We start from the raw sequence: 18,767 nt of genomic DNA, 5'->3' as shown, positions 1-18,767 counted from the left end.
CTCGTCCACCGGGCCGGCGATGTCACTGCTCAGTGCGGGCCGTCCGAGTTCGGCGGGGGCGTCGTGCCACCGCCGCCCACGGTCGCCTCGGCGCCGTCGGCCTCGGCCTGCGCCTTGAGCTTGTCCTTCTCGGCCGGGGTCAGCACCGGCGGCTCGGTCGACGGCTGACGCTTGCCGAACCCGTTGTACGGGGCCAGCGGCGGGCGCTTGACCACCCGGGCGCAGATCCGGGCCATGTCGGCGGTGGAGAGAGTTTCCTTCTCCATCAGCTCGAGCACGAGGTTGTCCAGGACGTCCCGGTACTCGACCAGGATCTCCCAGGCCTCGTCGTGCGCCAGCTCGACCAGTGCCCGCATCTCGCCGTCGATCTCGGCGGCAACCGAGTCGGAGTAGTCCCGCTCGTGGCCCATGTTGCGGCCGAGGAACGGTTCGTCACCGGTGGTGCCGTACTTGATCGCACCGAGCTTGGAACTCATGCCGTACTGGGTGATCATCGCGCGGGCCAGTGCGGTGGCCTTCTCGATGTCGTTGCCGGCACCCGTGGTCGGCTCGTGGAACACCAGTTCCTCAGCCGCCCGACCGCCCAGCGCGTACGCCAGCGTGTCGACCATCTCGGCCCGGGTCTGGGTGTACTTGTCCTCGGTCGGCAGCACCAGGGTGTGGCCGAGCGAGCGTCCCCGGGACAGGATCGTCACCTTGTGCACCGGCGCCGAGTGCGGCAGCGCCCAGGCGACCAGCGCGTGCCCACCCTCGTGGTACGCGGTGATCTTCTTCTCCTGGTCGCTCATCACCCGGGTACGCCGCTGCGGGCCGGCGATGACCCGGTCGATCGACTCTTCGAGCTGGTCGTTGGTGATCGCGCGCAGGTTGCCACGGGCGGTCAGCAGGGCCGACTCGTTGATGACGTTGGCCAGGTCGGCACCGGTGAAGCCGGGGGTACGCCGGGCGACCGCGTCGAGGTCGACGTCGGGCGAGAACGGCTTGCCCTTGGCGTGCACCCGCAGGATGGCCTTGCGGCCCTCCATGTCCGGGGTGTCGACCGCGATCTGCCGGTCGAACCGGCCCGGGCGCAGCAGCGCCGGGTCGAGGATGTCCGGCCGGTTGGTCGCGGCGATCAGGATCACGCCGCCCTTGGTGTCGAAGCCGTCCATCTCGACCAGGAGCTGGTTGAGGGTCTGCTCACGTTCGTCGTGGCCACCACCCATGCCCGCGCCCCGGTGCCGGCCGACGGCGTCGATCTCGTCCACGAAGACGATCGCCGGTGCGTTCGACTTGGCCTGTTCGAACAGGTCACGCACGCGGCTCGCGCCGACGCCGACGAACATCTCGACGAAGTCGGAACCGGAAATCGAGTAGAACGGCACTCCCGCCTCACCGGCGACCGCCCGAGCGAGCAGCGTCTTGCCGGTACCGGGCGGGCCGAAGAGGAGTACGCCCTTGGGGATCTTGGCGCCGAGCGCCTGGTATTTCGCCGGGTTCTGCAGGAAATCCTTGATCTCGTGCAGTTCCTCGACAGCTTCTTCGGAACCGGCGACATCGGCGAAGGTGGTCTTCGGCGTGTCCTTGGTGATCACCTTCGCCTTGGACTTGCCGAAGTTGAGCACCCGGGAACCGCCGCCCTGCATCTGCGACATGAACAGCAGCAGCAGGATGACCAGTACGGCAATGGGCAGCAGGTTGACCAGCAGCGTGAGGAAGACGTTGTCGCTGGAGACCTTGACGTCGGCCGGACCGGTGATCCGGTTCGCCGCCTTGGCCGCGAGCACGTCGTTCCACACCTCGTCGCCGACCTCGGCCGGGAACTGGGCCTGGATGCGGTCGGTTTCGGTGTCGCCGAACTTGGCCTTGTTGGCCAGGTCGAGCTGGAGCGTCTGCTCCTTGTCCTGGAACACCGCCTTCTTGATACTGGCCGTGTGGAGCTGATCAAGGGCGACTGAGGTGTCGACCTTGTGGTAGCTCGGGCCGCCGGTGAAGAACGAGCTGAGCGCGATCGCACCGATGATCACCAGGATGATCCAGACCACCGGGCGGCGGAAGAAACGCGTACGTTCCATACTGTTGTCGAGCGCCGCGGCGCCCGGACCCTCCTGATCGACGTCCTGACCGTCTGGCTTGGCTTGTCGCCGCGGTAGCGGCGGCCGGGGCCGCCTTGCGGGCCGGCCTCGACCTCGACGCGAATATCTCGCCGGGGTGATTCGACGGTACACCGTGACCGCGAGGAGTGAGCTTGCGAGCCCCGCAGTCGCGATCCGGTGCCGCTCCGTGAGCGCTGGAGGAAACCCTCCGGGGACGCCCGCGGCTCGCCCGTCGTGCCAGCGTGACGGCGGATTCGCGCCCGGTTCCCGACCTGTCCGGTCTAACAGGGCGGAAAGACCCGGCGCGGAAATGCATCCGCGCCACCACGCATACCGTAGCCGGTGATACTGAGAGCGCGCTGTACGTCCGCTCGATATTTCCTTACGCCAATGCCCAGGATCGGGCCCCGGGGCCTCCTGAGAGCGGGGCAAACCGGTCTCGATCGGGCCGGCGGAGCGCCCGGATCAGGCGCGGGCGTAGACCTCGGGCTTGAGCACCCCGACGAAGGGCAGCTCCCGGTAGCGCTCACCGAAGTCGAGGCCGTACCCGACGACGAACTCGCTCGGGATGTCGAAGCCGACGTACTTCACCGGGACCGTGACCTTGATCGCGTCCGGCTTGCGGAACAGGGCGACCACCTCGACGCTCGCCGCCGAGCGGGACTCGAGGTAGCGCAGCAGCCAGGAGAGGGTCAGCCCCGAGTCGACGATGTCCTCGACCACCATGACGTGCCGACCGGCGATGTCCCGGTCCAGGTCCTTCAGGATGCGGACCACGCCGGAGGAGGTGGTGCCCTGGCCGTACGAGGAGACGGCCATGAACTCCAGCTCGGCCGGGGGGCCGTGCCGACCCAGCGCCCGCGCGAAGTCGGCCATGAACATGACCGCACCCTTCAACACGCACACCAGCAGCAGCCCGTCGGTCACCGAGGAGTAGTCGGCCGCGATCTGCTTGGCCAGTTCCTCGGTCTTCTCGCGGATCTGCTCCTCGGTGATGATCACGTGGTCGATGTCGGCGTCGTACCAGGAGCCATCAGCCATGCACCTAGCCTGCCGTACGCCGGTAACGGCCTGCCGCCGGGGCGGCCAGTTCGTGACGTGACCACCCCGGCGGGGATCCGGCGCATCGGACAGACCGGTCAGTAGGGGCGGGAACGCCACCCGAGGCCGGCGTCGGCCGGCTCCCGGGGCGCCCACTCGCGGGACTCGTGGGTGTCGGCGGTCAGCCCGAACACCGAGGCGAGGGCGATGACCAACAGGAACAGTGGGACGAGGATTTCCATGGCGGCGTGGACCTTTCGGAGAGTCTCGGTTGGTTCGCCGCCGGTGCGCACCGGACGTCCTGTTCAGTTTCCGCCCGGCGCGAACACCCGGACAGTGGCAGAAATGACAGACAGCCTCGATTTTCTGCCACCCTCCGGGTTACCCTCACCACATGCTGAGCAAAGTCGCGGTGATCGCCCTCGACCCGGTGGCCGCGTTCGAACTGGGCGTGCTCTGTGAGGTGTTCGGCACCGACCGGAGCGCCGACGGCTTCCCCACCTACCGCTTCGACGTCTGCTCCGTCGACGGGAAGCCGGTACGCAGCCGCTCCGGGTTCGACGTGGTGCCCCACTCCGACCTCACCCCGACCGAGGACGCCGACCTGGTCGCCGTCCCGGCGTACGGGGACAGCGCTGGCTTTCCGGAGCCCGTACTGGAGGCGCTGCGGCGGGCACACCGGCGCGGGGCGTACGTGCTCAGCGTCTGCTCCGGCGCCTTCGTCCTCGGTGCGGCCGGGCTGCTCGACGGCCGCGAGTGCACCACCCACTGGAAGTACGCCGACCAGCTCGCCGAACGCCACCCCTTGGCCCGGGTCCGGTGCGACGAGCTCTACGTCCAGGACGGCAACCTGCTCACCGGTGCCGGGACCGCCGCCGGTATCGACGCCTGCCTGCACCTGGTACGCCAGGAACACGGCTCCGCCATCGCCACCAAACTCGCCCGGCGGATGGTCGTACCCCCGCACCGCGACGGCGGCCAGTCCCAGTACATCGAGGCACCGATCCCGCGTACGCCGGACGCGCCCACCCTCGAACCGGTGCTCGGCTGGCTGGTGAGCCACCTCGACCAGAACCTGACCGTGGACGAGTTGGCCGCCCGCTCCCACATGGCACCGCGTACGTTCGCCCGGCGGTTCCGGGCCGAGACCGGCACCACCCCGCACGACTGGCTCACCAACCAGCGGATCCTGCTCGCCCGGCGGCTCCTGGAGGAGACCGAACTCGGCGTTGAGGCGGTGGCGACCCGAGCCGGGTTCGGCGACGCCGCAACGCTGCGCCACCACTTCACCCGCCGGGTCGGCACCACCCCGCACGCGTACCGCACCCTGTTCCGGGAACGGGTCTGAGGTCGGAGCGCCCAGCACAGCGGCGGACCTGACCCGCGCCACGCACAGGCGTCAGGACGACCCGGTCAGTAGACGACCGCGCAACCGTCGGCGCGGGGATCGGAACCGGCGACGTAACCGCCCTCCGGCAGCCGCCAGATCGCCTGGCCGTAGCCGAACGGCGGGGAGTCGTCGTCGTCCGCGACCGCCAGGGCGTGACCCCGCTGACGCAACTCCCCGATCGCCATCGGCCCGGACCGGAGCGTGAGCAGGTCCGGCTCGACCAGCACCGACCGGTCGGTGTGCCAGTACCAGCGGGGCGCGTTCAGCGCCGCCTGCGGATCCAGGCCGTCGTCCACCGTGTGCGACACCAGTTGCAGGTGCCCCTGCGGCTGCATGTGCCCACCCATCACCCCGAACGGGCCGACCGGAGCACCGCCACGGGTCAGGAAACCCGGGATGATCGTGTGGTACGGCCGCTTGTTCGGCGCCACCACGTTCGGGTGCGCCGGGTCGAGGCTGAACCCGGTGCCCCGGTTCTGCAACCCGAACCCGAAGCCGGGCAGCACCACGTGCGAGCCGAAGGCCAGGTAGTTGGACTGGATCAGGCTCACCATCGTCCCGCCCGAGTCGGCGGTGCACAGGTAGACCGTGCCGCCCCGCCCCGGACTGCCCGGCTCCGGCGTACCGGCGCGGTCGCCGATCAGCGCCCGGCGGGTGGCCGCGTACTCGGGGCTGAGCAGTTCCTCGGTCGGTACGGACACCTTCTCCGGGTCGGCCACGTACGCGTGCGCGTCGGCGAAGCCGAGCTTCATCGCCTCGATCTGCCAGTGCAGCCGGTCGGCCAGCGACATCCCGGCCAGGTCCACCCCGTCGAGGATGTTCAGCGCCAGCAGCGCCGCCACACCCTGCCCGTTCGGCGGCAGCTCCCAGACCTCGTGCCCCCGGTAGTCGGCCCGGATCGGCTGGACCCAGGTCGACGAGTGCCCGGCCAGGTCGTCGGCGGTGAGCAGGCCACCGGTCCGGGCCGCGTACTCGGCCAGGGCCTGGGCGATCTCACCCCGGTAGAACGCGTCCGCATTGGTCGCGGCGATCCGACGCAGGGTCCGCGCCGCGTCCGGGTTGCGCCACCGCTCACCCGGCCGGGGCGCCCGCCCGCCGTCGACGGTGAAGACCCGCGACCACTCCTCGAACTCCGGACCGGTCAGCCCGGCCTGCACCTCGACCGACCGGGCCCAGCCGGCGGCCACGTTCGGGGACACCGGGTAGCCCTGCTCGGCGTACCCGATCGCGTCGGCGAACAGGTCGGCGAAGGGCAGCACCCCGAACCGGTCGTGCAGGTCCCGCCACCCCGCCGGGGCACCCGGCACCGTCACCGGCAACCAACCCCGGGCCGGCATCCCCGGACCGGAGCCCTGGGCCCCGCCGAGCGCGTCCACCGGCTCCGCTCCCCGGCCACCGGTCGCGGCCAGCACCGCGTCCAGGGTCAGGGCGGACGGTGAACGCCCGGAGGCGTTCAGGCCGTGCAGCCGCTCACCGTCCCAGACGATGGCGAACAGGTCGCCGCCGATGTCGTTGGAACCGGGTTGGACCACGGTCAGGGCGATCGCGGTGGCCAGCGCGGCGTCGACCGCGGTGCCGCCCTTGCGGAGTACGGCCAGCCCGGCCGCGGCGGCAAGGGGCTGGCTGGTGGCGACCGCACCGTGCGGCGCGAAGAGAGGTTGACGGGGATGTGCCATGCCCCCTGTCTACCCCCTGTTCAGAGCGTCACCGCGTCGGGCCACCGTTATTGCCCCGGGCAGGTGTACCGGCCCCTGCCCGTGCCAGTCGGTGAGCAGCGCGTCGAGGGCGGCCACGTGCCGGGCCGACAGCGCCGCCGCCGGTACGCCGAGCTCCAGCGCCCACCGGTGCAGCACCCGCGTACGCACCGCGCCCGGCAGCCCGACCAGCTCCGGCACCGCCAACCGTGCCGGGTTCTCGGGATCCGTACGCGCCGCAACGAGGGCTTCGGCTGCCAACCCGTCCAGTACGGCGGTGTCCTCGGCGATCAGCCGCGCTGTCCTGGCGAGGTTCGCCACCACACCCGTACCGAGCGTGGCGACCAGGGCCGGCATCAGATCCGCCCGTACGCGGGCACGGGCGTAAACGGGGTCGGTGTTGTGCGGGTCCTCCCACGGGCTCAGCCCGAGCGCGGCACACGCCTTGCGGGTCTGGTCCCGGTCGACGTCCAACAGCGGCCGGAGCAGCGGCACGCCGTCGAGTTCCCGGCGTACCGGCATCCCGGACAGGCCGTGCGGGCCGGCACCACGAGCGAGCGCGAGCAGGACCGTTTCGGCCTGGTCGTCCCTGGTGTGCCCGAGCAGCACCGCCGCCGCCCCGTGCCTCCGGGCAACCTCGACCAACGCCTGGTACCGGGCCTGCCGGGCAGCGGCTTCCGGCCCACCCGGGCGGCCGGCGACCACCACCGTGGCGACCTCGACCGGATCGAGCCCCTGCGCGGTAGCCCATCCGGCCACCTCCAGGGCACGTTCCGCCGAGCCTGCCTGAAGACCGTGGTCGACCGTGACCAGCCCGGCGGCCAGACCCAGCCGGGGCGCGACGAAGGCGGTGGCGGCGGCGAGGGCGAGGGAGTCGGCACCACCGGAGCAGGCGACGAGGATCGGACCGGGTGGGCGTACCCCGGTCAGGGCCGAACGGACCGCGGCCCGGACGGCCGCGACCGGCGGGGCGAGCGCGGCCATCGCGGTCGGGTCAGCCGGCGGCCGACGAGCGGCCGACCGAGCCGTGCACCCGGGCCACCCAGGCGTCCGGGTCGGCCAGCTCCTCCAGCCGGGGCAGGGTCAGCGGTGAGCTGAAGACCCGGTTGAAGCCGTCCATCCCGACCCGGTCCACCACGCCGTGGACGAACTTGCGTCCCTCGGCGTACTGGCGCATCTTCACGTCGACCCCGAGCAGCTTGCGGATCGCCTTCTCCACCGGGTTGCCCGACTCGCGGCGACGGTTGAACTTGGACCGGATCCGCTCGACGCTCGGGATCACCTCCGGGCCGACCCCGTCCATCACGAACTCCGCGTGCCCTTCGAGCAGGGTCATCAGCGCCGTCAGCCGGTCCAGGACGGCCCGCTGGCCGGGCGTCTGCACGATGTCCAGCACGCTCGCCCGGCTGTCCGGGTTGCGGACCGAGTCGGCCAGCGTCGCCACCCCCCGACGCAACCGGTCGGCGAAGTGCTCACCACCGGCCTGGGAGGCGTCGACAAAGGCCTGGACCTCGCCGAGGAAGTGCCCCCGCATCCACGGGACGGCGGTGAACTGGGTGCGGTGGGTCACCTCGTGCAGGCAGACCCAGAGCCGGAAGTCCCGGGGCTCCGCCTCCAGCTTCCGTTCCACCTCGACGATGTTCGGCGCGACCAGGAGAAGCTGCCCCGGATCGGCGGAGAAGACCTCGTACTGGCCGAGGACCCGGCCGGAGAGGTAGGCGAGCACCGTACCGGCCTGCACCCCGGTGAGGCGGGAGCCGATCGCGTCGCTGATCACGCCGGGCTGCTTGTCGCCGGAGAGCCGGGTGACCAGCGGAGTGATCACCTCACGCAGGCCGGCGATGTTGGTCGCCGCCCAGTCCCGGCGGTCGACCACCCGTACCGGCGGGTGCGCCACCTGGGACCGCAGCCCGGTGTACGCGACCACGTGCCCCGCCGCCTCGTCGGTAAGCTGCCGCAGGTCGCCCACGACCTCGGTGGCTTCGTCGTACGAGACCTTCGGTCCCGACTTTCCCAGCGCGCCCGCGGTGGCGGCGGCCAGATCCCAGTCCACGAACTGCGCCATGGCACCCACCGTACCCGCGCCCGCGCAACCTCACCCTTGTCGTACGCGGATGGGCGGATTGTCGTACGCGGATGGAGGCCCGGTGCCCCGCCGGTCAGCTACCGCAGCCGCAGGAGGCGAGGGCGGCGGCGATCCGGTCCAGCGGGGGCTGCGCCTGTTCGAGCCCGACCGGCACCTGATCGGCCAGTACGGAGAACGCGAGCAGCCGACCCTGTGCCGTGGTCACCACCCCGGCGATCGCGTGCACCCCGGTCAGGGTGCCGGTCTTCGCCCGTACCACCCCGATCGCGGCGCCCGCGTCCTGGCCCTCGAACCGTTCGGTGAGCGTGCCGGACCAGCCAGCCACCGGCAGCCCGGCGAAGATGCCGGCCAGCTCGGGGCGGGTCCCGTCGGCGGCCAACGCGAGTACGTCGGTGAGCAGCTCGGGACTGATCCGGTTGTTCCGGGACAGGCCGCTGCCGTCGCTGAGCGTGCTCTGGTCGGCGGGGAGCTTCAACTCGGCCACCACCGCGTCCATCGCGGCAGCGGCACCGTCGAACGAGGCCGGCTGGTTACGGGCCAACGCCACCTGCCGGGCCAGCGCCTCGGCGACCACGTTGTCGCTGTCCGCCAACATGAACTCGACCAGCCGCCCCATCGGCGGCGACTCGACCCGGCCCAGTTCGGTGCCCGGACCAGCCGGTCCCGTACCGGGGCTGGCCTGGTCCGTACCGGGGCTGGCCTGGTCGGTGCCGGGGGTGGCCTCGGAACCGGCCGGTGGGGCGGCCGTGTCCGGAGGTGCGGTGCCACGGGCCACCGCGTTCACCGCGGCCGTCGGCAGTCCGAGCGCCCTGGCCAGGGCACGTCCGGCGGCGATGTCGGGGTTGGCGTACCGCTCGGCGCCCTTGACGTTGTCCTTGGGGTCGACCCGGCCGCCGTCGGTCATCAGCGCGGTGATCGGACCGGCGAACCCACCAGTCGGGATGTCGGCGTCCCAGCCCGGACCGTAGACCGGCTTCGGAAACAGGGACGAGTCGACGGTGACCTTGGTCGGCGCGACCCCACCCAGTGCCTGTTTCACCTGGGCCGCGAGCTGGTCCAGCCGACCCGCGCCGGGGTAGATGCCGGTGGCGTTGATCGCGAGCGTCGGGTCACCGCCGCCGACCAGGACCACCTCGCCCGGTGCCGTCCCGGCCACCACCCGGGTGGCGATCCGGTACGCCGGGCCACGGGCCGAGAGCACGGTCGCCGCGGTGATCAGTTTGGTGGTGGAGGCGGGCACGGTCGGAGTCTCCGGACCCTGGCCGTAGAGCAGCTCACGGGTGGCCACGTCGAGCACGGCGACGTGCACCGAGGGGCCCAGCACGTCGGCGCCGACCAACGGGTCGAGCACCGTACGGAGGCCGTCCGGGGTGGGGGTGGGGGCACCGTTCCCGACGGCGGCGAGCACCGCACCGGGCGGCGGCTCGGGCGGGTCGGCGGCGATGCTCGGGGTGGGTTCCGCCCCGCCCATCCAGCCGGCCACCGGCCCCGGTTTGACCACCACCACCCCGGCTGCGGCGAGCGCCACCGCGACGACGGCGGTGAGCCCGACGAGCAGCCCGGTCCGGCGTCGCGCCGGACCGGCCGGCGGCGGCGTGACCGGGTCCGGCGGATTGGCCGCCGGAGGTGCGGGGGGTGCGGGCAGGTTCGGCGGAACCGCCGTCCGCCCGGACTTACCGTCTTCCGGGGACCTCATCGACGGGACGCTCGCCCGCCCGGACCCGTTTTCCGACGGCGGCACGGACTGGACGGTCGCCCGGCCGGAACCGCTGTTGGGCGGCGGCGTGGGCGTCACGGTCGGGTACTGGGCCGACGGGTACGTGGTGCCGGTCGCCCCGGCGGCGGGCGGGACGACCGCCCGGCCCTGCGAGGCGGGCTGGACCGGTCGGGCCGACCCGGCGGCCGGTGGCGGACCGGAGCGCTGCGGACCCGTCGGCGCCGGACCGGTCTGGCTCGGCGCGGGCGGCGGCACACTCGCCCGGCCCGGTGCCGACCGGCCACCCGGTGGCACCTGGGCGGCTTGCGGATGATGGGGTAATGGCTGCTCGGGCCAGGAGGGCCCGGCCGGCGGTGGCTCGTTCACCCACCCCGAGTGTGAATCTTCACTCTCCACCGGCCCCTCCTCCCAGTCGGTAAATGGCTCTAGGTGACACTACTTCCGTCCGAACACTAAGCGGCGCCCGGATCGAGCGAGTGGGACAACACTCCTCCGGTACACGCCGCCTGGATTCCGTTAGCCAGCGTCGGCGAACGAGGGAGCGTGGAAGATGGATTTCGACGTCACGGTTGAGATCCCGAAGGGTCACCGCAACAAATACGAGGTCGACCACGCGACCGGCCGGATCCGGCTGGACCGTACCCTCTTCACCTCGACCCAGTACCCGGCGGACTACGGCTTCATCGAGGGCACCCTCGGTGAGGATGGCGACCCGCTCGACGCACTGGTCCTGGTACCCGAGCCGACCTTCCCGGGTTGCCTGATCCGCTGCCGGACCATCGGCATGTTCCGGATGACGGACGAGAAGGGCGGGGACGACAAGGTCCTCTGCGTGCCCTACGAGGATCCGCGCCAGGAGCACCTGCGCGACATCCACCACCTCGGCGAGTTCGACCGGCTGGAGATCCAGCACTTCTTCGAGGTCTACAAGGACCTCGAGCCGGGCAAGTCGGTGGAGGGCGCGACCTGGGTCGGCCGTACCGAGGCGGAGGCGGAGATCCGGGCGTCGTACCGGCGCCAGCAGGAGGCCGTCGAGCGCGGCGAGGGCCTGCCGCACTGATCACGTACTGAACCCGCCGGCCGGAGACCGGCCGGCGGGAAGCAGGCCGGTGGGTCAGCCGAGCAGGCCGCGTACCTGGGCGTAGAGACCGAGGACCGCGCAGGCCACCGGCACCACCGAGACCACCATCAGGGTGTCGACCAGGTCGGCGGCCCGACCGAGGTACGGCGACGGAACCCGGTTCGCGTACGTCGCACCCGCGGCCACGGTCACCAGTGCGAGCACCAGCCCCGCCCCGGTCAGCAGCAGCAGACCGTCCGCGCCGGAACGGGTGACCAGCGCCAACCCGAGCACCACGAAGCCGAGGATGCCGGCGACCACCAGCGGCAGCCGCTGACGGAACGTGACGAACAGCCGGGAGCGCAGCAGCAGCGCAGCCGCGGCGACCGCGACCAGCAGCCGGCCGGCGAAACCACCGGCGACCACGAGCAGCCCGGACGCCACCGTGGCGAGCACGGCGTGACCGATCAACATACCGGTGAGCAGTTCCTCCGTACGGGCCACCGCGGCGAAGACCCGGTTGCGTTCCGGCCGCTCGCGGGCCCCTTCGAGGGAACCACCGGCGGCGGTGAACCCCTCGCTGCCGTCGGTGCCGGCCGGGAGGGTGATCGGCGGCATCGGCAGTTTGCCGAACCGGATCGCCAGCAGCGGCAGCACCCCGATCCCGCAGACCAGCACCGACAGCAGGACCGCGGCGGCCCCACCGGCGCTGAGCACGAACCCGCCGAGCGCGGTCAGCGCACCGAGCAGGCCGACCGTGGCACCGGCCGCGAAGACCCGCAGGCCCGCGGCCACCCCGACCGCCCCGAGTACGGCGACCAGCAGCACCGCCACCGACCCGGCCAACGCCTCCGGCGCACCGAGCCAATGCACCGGGCCCAGCACACCGGCCGGATCCCCGGAGGCGATCAGCATGGCGCCGCCGAGGAAGGCGTACGGCAGGGCGTACCCGCCCAGCGCGGCCCCGGCCGGTGCGTCCCCGTACGCGCGGGAGGCCACCACCCCGGCGAGCGCGAGCAGTACGGCGATCCCGAGCGCGGCCACCGAGGCACCCCGTGCCCCCGGCCCACCGACGAGTACGGCGAACAGTCCGACCGTGAGCAGGGCACCCGCCCCGGCGAGGCTGGCCGCCCTGGTGGCCGACCCGGACCAGGCCGCGCCCCGGCGCCTCGCCCCGTCGGCGATCGCCTCGACCACGTCGTCGTACTCCAGCTCGGGCCACTGGGCGCGGGCCGGTACGAGGTGCAGGACGTCGCCGTCGCGTACGCCCTGGGGTAGCAGTGCCTGGCCGGCGAGCAGCGCGGCCCCGTCGGTACGCCGCAGCACCCAACCGCCGTGGCGTTCGCCGTCGTCGGCGAGCCCGTCACCGGCGTGTCGCAGCACCTCGGGCAGCAGTTCGGCGAGCGGGAGATGTTCGGGCAGAGCGACGTCCACCCGGCGTTGGGGCGCGCTGATGGTGACCCGGGCGAGCCCGCTACTCATCGACTTTCCTCCATCACCGGCCGGCCACGGCTGCGCGGACGACCGCACTTTACCTACCATGGGCCCGGCTTGGTCGACCGAGCGTCAGGGGGAGATCGGATGAGCGGACTCGGCGAGGCGGGGGCATGAGCACGATCGTCATCAAGCGGCCGCCCCGACGGCCGGCACCGGACATCCCCACCGGTGAGCTGCCGGTCGACCCTCCACCGGAGATCCCGGCCGCCGCCGGTGGCCGGATGCAGCAGCTCATGATGGTCCTGCCGATGCTCGGCGGGTCGGTCGCGATGGCGATGATGTTCGGCCGTGGCGGGGGCGCCTACTCCTACGTGGTCGGTGCGATGTTCGGCGTGTCGTCGCTGGCCATGCTCGCCTCCTCGTGGGGCAGTGCGTCCGGCACCCCGAAGAAGGCCGAGATGATGGCGGCCCGCCGGGAGTACCTGCGGCACCTGGCGACCCTGCGTCGGCGGGTCCGGGACACCGCCGGCAAGCAGCGCGCCGGCCTGTTCTACCGGCACCCCGACCCGGCCCGACTCTGGTCCACGGTGGGCAGTCACCGGGTCTGGGAACGCCGGCCCGCCGACCCGGACTTCGGCGTGGTCCGGGTCGCGGTCGGCCCGCAGACCCTGGCGACCCCGCTGATCCCGCCGGTCACCCGGCCGCTGGAGGATCTGGAGCCGATGACCGCCGGTGCGCTGCGCCGGTTCCTGGACGCGTACGCGGTGGTGCCGGACCTGCCGGTGGCGCTCTCCCTGCGCGCCTTCGCCCGGGTCTTCGTGCGCGGCGAGGCGACCCGTACCGAACTCGGTCGTCCCGAACTCGGCTGGACCGACACGGGGCGGACCGACCCCGGCACCGGGGCGGAGGGGCCGCAGGCCCTGGCCCGGGCGATGCTGACCCAGCTCGCCGTCTTCCACGCCCCGGACGAGCTGCTGATCGCGGTCTGCGCCGGGCCGGAACGCCGGCCGCTCTGGGAGTGGCTGAAGTGGCTGCCGCACGCCCAGCACCCGGACCGCTCCGACGCCCTCGGCCCGGTACGCCTGGTCGCCAGCTCCGCCACCGAACTCGAATCACTGCTGGAGGACGTGCTCGGCAACCGATCCCGGTTCAGCCCGGCGGGTCCGGCGACCGACGGGCCGCACGTGGTGGTCGTACTCGACGGGGGTGACCTGACCGGTGCCGCCGCGTTGATCAGCGACGGTGGCATCGACGCGGTGACGATCATCGACCTGGACAGCCCGCCGCCCCGGCTGCTGGACCGCTCCATGCTGGTCCTGGAGGTACGCGGCGGCCGGCTGAACACGTACACGATGGACGGGCAGGCCGAGGTGGGCACACCCGACCGGCTGACCGTGGTCGAGGCCGAGGCGGTCGCCCGACGACTCGCTCCGCTGCGGCTGGCGGCGGCCGGCAAGGGCGGCGCCGACACCCCGCTGAACGCCGAGATGGGCCTGGCCGAGTTGCTCGGCATCGGCGACCCGGACAACTTCACCACCGTGCAGGGCTGGGCGCCGCGCCCCGGCCGGGACCGGTTGCGGGTGCCGATCGGGGTGGCCGGTGACGGCGGGGCGATCGAGCTGGACCTGAAGGAGTCGGCGCAGGACGGCATGGGCCCGCACGGGCTGCTGATCGGCGCGACCGGGTCGGGCAAGTCGGAGCTGCTGCGTACGCTCGTGCTCGGGCTGGCCGCCACGCACTCGTCCGAGGCGCTGAACTTCGTCCTGGTCGACTTCAAGGGCGGGGCGACCTTCTCCTCCCTGGACCGGCTGCCGCACACCGCCGCGGTGATCACCAACCTGGCCGACGAGCTGCCGCTGGTCGACCGGATGGTGGACGCGATCAACGGTGAGCTGATCCGCCGGCAGGAACTGCTCCGCCGGGCCGGCAACTTCGCCAGCCTCCGCGACTACGAGAAGGCCCGGGGCGGTGGTGCGGCGCTCGCCCCGCTCCCGTCGCTGCTGATCATCTGTGACGAGTTCTCCGAGCTGCTCTCCGCCAAGCCCGACTTCATCGACCTCTTCGTCCAGATCGGTCGGTTGGGCCGGTCGCTCGGCGTACACCTGCTGCTGGCGTCGCAGCGGCTGGAGGAGGGGCGGCTGCGGGGGCTGGACACGCACCTGTCGTACCGGATCGGGTTGCGTACGTTCTCCGCCCTGGAGTCGCGGGCGGTGCTCGGTGTCCCGGACGCGTACGAGCTGCCCCGCTCACCGGGGCACGGTTACCTGAAGTTCGGCACCGAGCCACTGGTCCGGTTCAAGGCCGCGTACGTCTCCGGCTCCTTCCGCCGGGCCGGGCTCGGCGGTGCCGGCGGCGGCCAGTCCGGTGCGCCGCGCCTGCTGAACTACTCGACCCACTTCGTGCCGGTGCCGGACCCGGTGACCACCGCCGAGCCGGTGCCGGAGGAGGTGCCGGCCGGGCAGAGCCTGCTCGACGTGATGGTGTCCCGGCTGGTCGGCCAGGGTCCGCCGGCCCACCAGGTGTGGCTGCCCCCGTTGGCCCAGGCCCCGGCCCTGGACGAGCTGCTCGGCCCGGTGGTCACCGACCCGGCGCGCGGGCTGACCTTCGGCAACCCGGAACTGCACGGTGGCCTCCAGGTGCCGGTGGCGCTGATCGACAAGCCGTTCGAGCAGCGTCGGGACCTGCTCTGGCTGGCGCTGGACTCGGCCGCCGGGCACGTCGCCGTGGTCGGTGGGCCGCAGAGCGGCAAGTCGACCCTGCTCCGGACTCTGATCTGCGGGCTGGCGCTCACCCACACCCCGGCCGAGGTGCAGATCTACTGCCTCGACTTCGGTGGTGGCGCGCTGGCCGCGCTGCGCGACCTGCCGCACGTCGGCGGGGTGGCGGGCCGGCTCGACACCGCCGCCGTACGGCGCACCATCGGCGAGATCTCGACCCTGCTCGCCGAGCGGGAGCGGCGCTTCGCCGACCTCGGGGTGGACTCGATGGTGGCGTACCGCAAGCGCCGGGCGGCCGGTGGCGTCGGGCCGGGCACCGATCCGTTCGGTGACGTGTTCCTGGTCGTCGACGGTTGGCCGACGCTGCGCGGGGAGTACGACGACCTGGAGCCGATGATCACCGACCTGGCCACCCGTGGCCTGTCGTACGGCGTACACGTGGTCGGTGCCGCGCCGCGCTGGATGGACTTCCGGCCGGCGATCCGGGACCTGTTCGGCTCCCGCCTCGAACTGCGCCTCGGTGACCCGACCGACTCGATCGTGTCCCGGCGTACGGCGGCGAACGTGCCGGAGAAGACGCCGGGACGCGGGATCACCGCCGAGAGCCTGCACTTCCTGACCGCTCTGCCGGGGCTGTCCAGTCTCGGTGGGGACACTCCGTCGCTGGTCAAGGCGGTGGCGAGTTCGTGGACCGGTGCGCCGGCTCCCCGCGTACGGCTGTTGCCGCCGGTGCTGCCGTACGCCGAGTTGGACCTGTCCGGAACGTCCGGCCTGCGGCTGCCGATCGGCATCTCCGAGGCGGACCTGCGGCCGGTCTCGATCGATTTCGCGAGCGAGCCGCACTTCCTGCTCTTCGGCGACGCCGAGTGCGGGAAGTCGTCGTTCCTGCGGGCGCTGGCCACCTCGATCACCGGCCGGTTCACCCCGGAGCAGGCCCGGGTGATCCTGGTCGACTACCGGCGCAGCCTGCTCGGGACGATCCAGACCGAACACCTGATCGGGTACGGCACCGCAGCTGCCGCCACGGTCGAGCTGATCGAGTCGGCGGCGGGTTACATGCAGCGCCGCCTGCCCGGCCCGGACGTCACCCCGCAGCAGCTCAAGGACCGGTCGTGGTGGACCGGCCCGGAGCTGTTCGTCCTGGTCGACGACTACGACCTGGTCGCCACCGGTCCGGCGAACCCGCTGCGTCCGCTGGAGGAGTTCCTGCCGCAGGCCCGGGACATCGGCCTGCACCTGGTGCTGACCAGGCGGTCCGGTGGCGCCTCCCGGTCCCTCTACGAGCCGATCATCCAGCGGTTGCGTGAGCTTTCCTCACCCGGTCTGGTGATGTCCGGCGACAAGGACGAGGGCGCCCTGGTCGGTGCGGTACGCCCGGCGCCGATGCCGCCCGGACGGGGTCGGCTGGTGACCCGCAAGGAGGGAACACGCCTGATCCAACTCGCCCATCTGCCTCCGGTCTGATCGATTCGTCGCGAACGCCCCGCCACCACAGTGAAAAGGGGTAACCTCCGTGCATCACGTGTCCACCGGGGTGAAATGGCCAAGCTGTGACAGGGCTGGTGTACCGAGACGGGCGTGCCGGGCCACGGGCTGCCGTGGCGGCGCTGCTCGCCATGCTCGGGATCGGGGTGACGCTCGCCGGGCCGGCGGTGGCCACGGCCGCGCCGCAGGCCCCGCAGACGATGCTGCGCGCCCAGCCGGCGGCCCTGCCGATCCGGGCCGACTCGGTCCGGGACGAGCAGTGGCAGCTCGAGGAGTTCGACGCCAAGGCCCTGTGGAAGGTGTCCACCGGTAAGGACGTCACCGTCGCGGTGATCGATTCCGGGGTGGACGGCACCCATCCGGATCTCGCCGGTCAGGTGCTGCCCGGGCTCGACCTGGTCCAGCCGGACGGCGACGGGCACACCGACCCGGTCGGTCATGGGACGACGGTGGCCGCGCTGATCGCCGGGCGCAACGACGACAGTCGCGGCGTCGCCGGGCTCGCCCCGCAGGCCAGGATCCTTCCGGTACGGGTGCTCGACGCGCAGAACCGCTACGACGACGCGATGATCGTGGCGAAGGGTCTGCGCTGGGCGGTGGACAACGGCGCACGGGTGGTGAACCTGTCGCTCGGTGGTGCCGGGAACAGTCCGGCGCTCGCCGCCGCGCTCGACTACGCGTTCGTCCGGGACGTGGTTGTCGTCGCCTGCACCGGCAACCGGGGTGTGTCGACGTCGACCGACGTCTGGTACCCGGCCCGGGAGCCGGGTGTGGTGGCCGTGTCCGGCATGGAACGTGACACCGACGGGCTCTGGTCGGGTTCGATCAGCGGGCCGCAGACCGTACTGACCGCCCCGGCGACCGGTCTGCTCGGCGCCGGTCGCGACGGTGGCTACTGGCGGGTGCAGGGCACCAGCTTCGCGGCCCCGCTGGTGACCGCCTCGGCGGCGCTGGTCCGGTCCAAGTGGCCACAGATGTCCGCGGCCGACGTGGTGAACCGGCTGGTGCAGACCGCCCGCGACCTCGGCCCCGCCGGGCGGGACGACCGGTTCGGCTTCGGTCTGGTCAATCCGCTCGCCGCGCTGTCGAACCCGGTCGGGCCGGTGGCCCGCAACCCGCTCGACGACAACCTGTCCCCCGGTGAGGCCGGCTTCGGTCCGGCTCCCGGCGTGAACGCCGCGAGCGGGTCGGGCAGCCAGCAGACGGATGCGCTCAAGGTCGGCCCGCCGGGTGACCGGATGCGCTGGTCGGCCCGACCGGCCGGTGGCCTGGAGGGTTCCGCCGGGCAGCGGGGGGTCTGGACCGGCACGGTGGTCCTGTTGGTCGTACTCACCGGCAGTGTGCTGCTGGTGAACCGGGCCCAGTTCGCGCACGCCGTACGGAACCGGTCGTGGCGGTTGCGCCGGCCGTGGGACCGGGTGACCGCACCACCACCGCCACCGCCCGCCGGTACGCACAACGACGACAAATCGTCAGGACAATCCTGACACCGGTCCGCCCGTACGGGGACTACTGTTCGCCCCGTGGTGGAGATCGACACTGAGCGACTGGTCCTGCGCGACTGGCGGAAGTCCGACCTGGCGCCGTGGGCGGCGATGAACGCCGACCCCGAGGTACGGGAACATCTCGGGCCGGTGCTCACCGCCCACGAGGCCGCCGCCTCGATCGAGAGCTTCCAGCACGACCTGGACCGCAACGGCTTCGGTTTCTGGGCGGTGCAGGTCCGGTCGACCGGGGAGTTCATCGGGTTCACCGGCCTGGATCCGGTGGACGAGAACATGACCTTCACCGGGGTCGAGGCCGGGTGGCGGCTGGCCCGTACGGCATGGGGTCACGGGTACGCCACCGAGGCGGCCCGAGCCGCCCTGGCGTACGGCTTCGACACGGTCGGCCTGCCGGAGATCCTCGCCATCACCACCAGGACGAACCTGCGCTCCCAGGCGGTGATGCGCCGGCTCGGGATGACCACCGACCCGGCGGAGGACTTCGACGACCCGGACTCCGAACCGGGCCCGCTGCGCCGCCAGGTCCTCTACCGCAAGCAACGCGCCTCGCACGGGTAGGT

Annotated in this window: 14 protein-coding genes; 6 read left to right on the top strand and 8 right to left on the bottom strand. The window is 72.2% G+C overall.

Going from position 1 to position 18,767, the window contains the following annotated elements; all coding sequences use genetic code 11:
* Window positions 1–29: 29 nt before the first annotated feature.
* The 3 genes from ftsH to ACWEFB_RS20365 all read right to left on the bottom strand — a co-directional run bounded on the left by ftsH (window position 30) and on the right by ACWEFB_RS20365 (window position 3,358).
* On the bottom strand, window positions 30–2,054 hold the full coding sequence (ftsH, locus tag ACWEFB_RS20375; RefSeq protein WP_363593832.1) for an ATP-dependent zinc metalloprotease FtsH: 2,025 nt from the start codon (window positions 2,052–2,054) through the stop codon (window positions 30–32).
* A gap of 486 nt (window positions 2,055–2,540) precedes the next feature.
* Complete coding sequence (hpt, locus tag ACWEFB_RS20370; RefSeq protein WP_452287492.1) at window positions 2,541–3,116, bottom strand: hypoxanthine phosphoribosyltransferase; 576 nt, start codon at window positions 3,114–3,116, stop codon at window positions 2,541–2,543.
* Between the two features lie 98 nt (window positions 3,117–3,214).
* On the bottom strand, window positions 3,215–3,358 hold the full coding sequence (locus tag ACWEFB_RS20365) for a hypothetical protein (RefSeq protein WP_326561585.1): 144 nt from the start codon (window positions 3,356–3,358) through the stop codon (window positions 3,215–3,217).
* 152 nt (window positions 3,359–3,510) lie between these two features.
* Here ACWEFB_RS20365 and ACWEFB_RS20360 point away from each other — a divergent pair, with 152 nt between their 5' ends.
* Window positions 3,511–4,464, top strand: a complete 954-nt coding sequence (locus tag ACWEFB_RS20360; protein ID WP_326561586.1) for a GlxA family transcriptional regulator — start codon at window positions 3,511–3,513, stop codon at window positions 4,462–4,464.
* Between the two features lie 65 nt (window positions 4,465–4,529).
* On the opposite strand, the gene ACWEFB_RS20355 is transcribed toward ACWEFB_RS20360, so the two are convergent.
* From ACWEFB_RS20355 to dacB, 4 genes are all read right to left on the bottom strand, one after another.
* Complete coding sequence (locus ACWEFB_RS20355; RefSeq protein ID WP_452287489.1) at window positions 4,530–6,182, bottom strand: gamma-glutamyltransferase family protein; 1,653 nt, start codon at window positions 6,180–6,182, stop codon at window positions 4,530–4,532.
* Window positions 6,183–6,191: 9 nt separating this feature from the next.
* Complete coding sequence (gene tilS / locus ACWEFB_RS20350; protein ID WP_452287487.1) at window positions 6,192–7,184, bottom strand: tRNA lysidine(34) synthetase TilS; 993 nt, start codon at window positions 7,182–7,184, stop codon at window positions 6,192–6,194.
* A gap of 10 nt (window positions 7,185–7,194) precedes the next feature.
* Window positions 7,195–8,265 (bottom strand): zinc-dependent metalloprotease, encoded by a 1,071-nt coding sequence (locus ACWEFB_RS20345; protein WP_452287485.1) that lies wholly within the window; start codon window positions 8,263–8,265, stop codon window positions 7,195–7,197.
* 94 nt (window positions 8,266–8,359) lie between these two features.
* Window positions 8,360–9,982, bottom strand: a complete 1,623-nt coding sequence (gene dacB / locus ACWEFB_RS20340; protein WP_452287483.1) for a D-alanyl-D-alanine carboxypeptidase/D-alanyl-D-alanine endopeptidase — start codon at window positions 9,980–9,982, stop codon at window positions 8,360–8,362.
* A gap of 88 nt (window positions 9,983–10,070) precedes the next feature.
* On the opposite strand from dacB, the gene ACWEFB_RS20335 reads away from it, so the two are divergent.
* Together ACWEFB_RS20335 and ACWEFB_RS20330 are read left to right on the top strand one after the other, a co-directional pair.
* The gene (locus tag ACWEFB_RS20335; protein ID WP_452287481.1) at window positions 10,071–10,316 is read left to right on the top strand and encodes a hypothetical protein; all 246 of its coding nucleotides are present in this window, start codon (window positions 10,071–10,073) and stop codon (window positions 10,314–10,316) included.
* A gap of 237 nt (window positions 10,317–10,553) precedes the next feature.
* Complete coding sequence (locus tag ACWEFB_RS20330; protein WP_326561590.1) at window positions 10,554–11,063, top strand: inorganic diphosphatase; 510 nt, start codon at window positions 10,554–10,556, stop codon at window positions 11,061–11,063.
* Window positions 11,064–11,117: 54 nt separating this feature from the next.
* On the opposite strand, the gene eccD is transcribed toward ACWEFB_RS20330, so the two are convergent.
* Window positions 11,118–12,545, bottom strand: a complete 1,428-nt coding sequence (gene eccD, locus ACWEFB_RS20325; protein ID WP_452287479.1) for a type VII secretion integral membrane protein EccD — start codon at window positions 12,543–12,545, stop codon at window positions 11,118–11,120.
* A 125-nt stretch (window positions 12,546–12,670) separates the two neighbouring features.
* On the opposite strand from eccD, the gene eccCa reads away from it, so the two are divergent.
* From eccCa to ACWEFB_RS20310, 3 genes are all read left to right on the top strand, one after another.
* Window positions 12,671–16,681 (top strand): type VII secretion protein EccCa, encoded by a 4,011-nt coding sequence (gene eccCa / locus ACWEFB_RS20320; protein WP_452287477.1) that lies wholly within the window; start codon window positions 12,671–12,673, stop codon window positions 16,679–16,681.
* 152 nt (window positions 16,682–16,833) lie between these two features.
* Window positions 16,834–18,189, top strand: a complete 1,356-nt coding sequence (gene mycP / locus ACWEFB_RS20315) for a type VII secretion-associated serine protease mycosin (RefSeq protein ID WP_452287741.1) — start codon at window positions 16,834–16,836, stop codon at window positions 18,187–18,189.
* Between the two features lie 36 nt (window positions 18,190–18,225).
* The gene (locus ACWEFB_RS20310; RefSeq protein WP_452287475.1) at window positions 18,226–18,765 is read left to right on the top strand and encodes a GNAT family N-acetyltransferase; all 540 of its coding nucleotides are present in this window, start codon (window positions 18,226–18,228) and stop codon (window positions 18,763–18,765) included.
* Window positions 18,766–18,767 lie beyond the last annotated feature (2 nt).

It is taken from the genome of Micromonospora sp. NPDC004704, from assembly GCF_053601675.1.
This window is presented reverse-complemented; position numbering and strand designations above follow the sequence as displayed.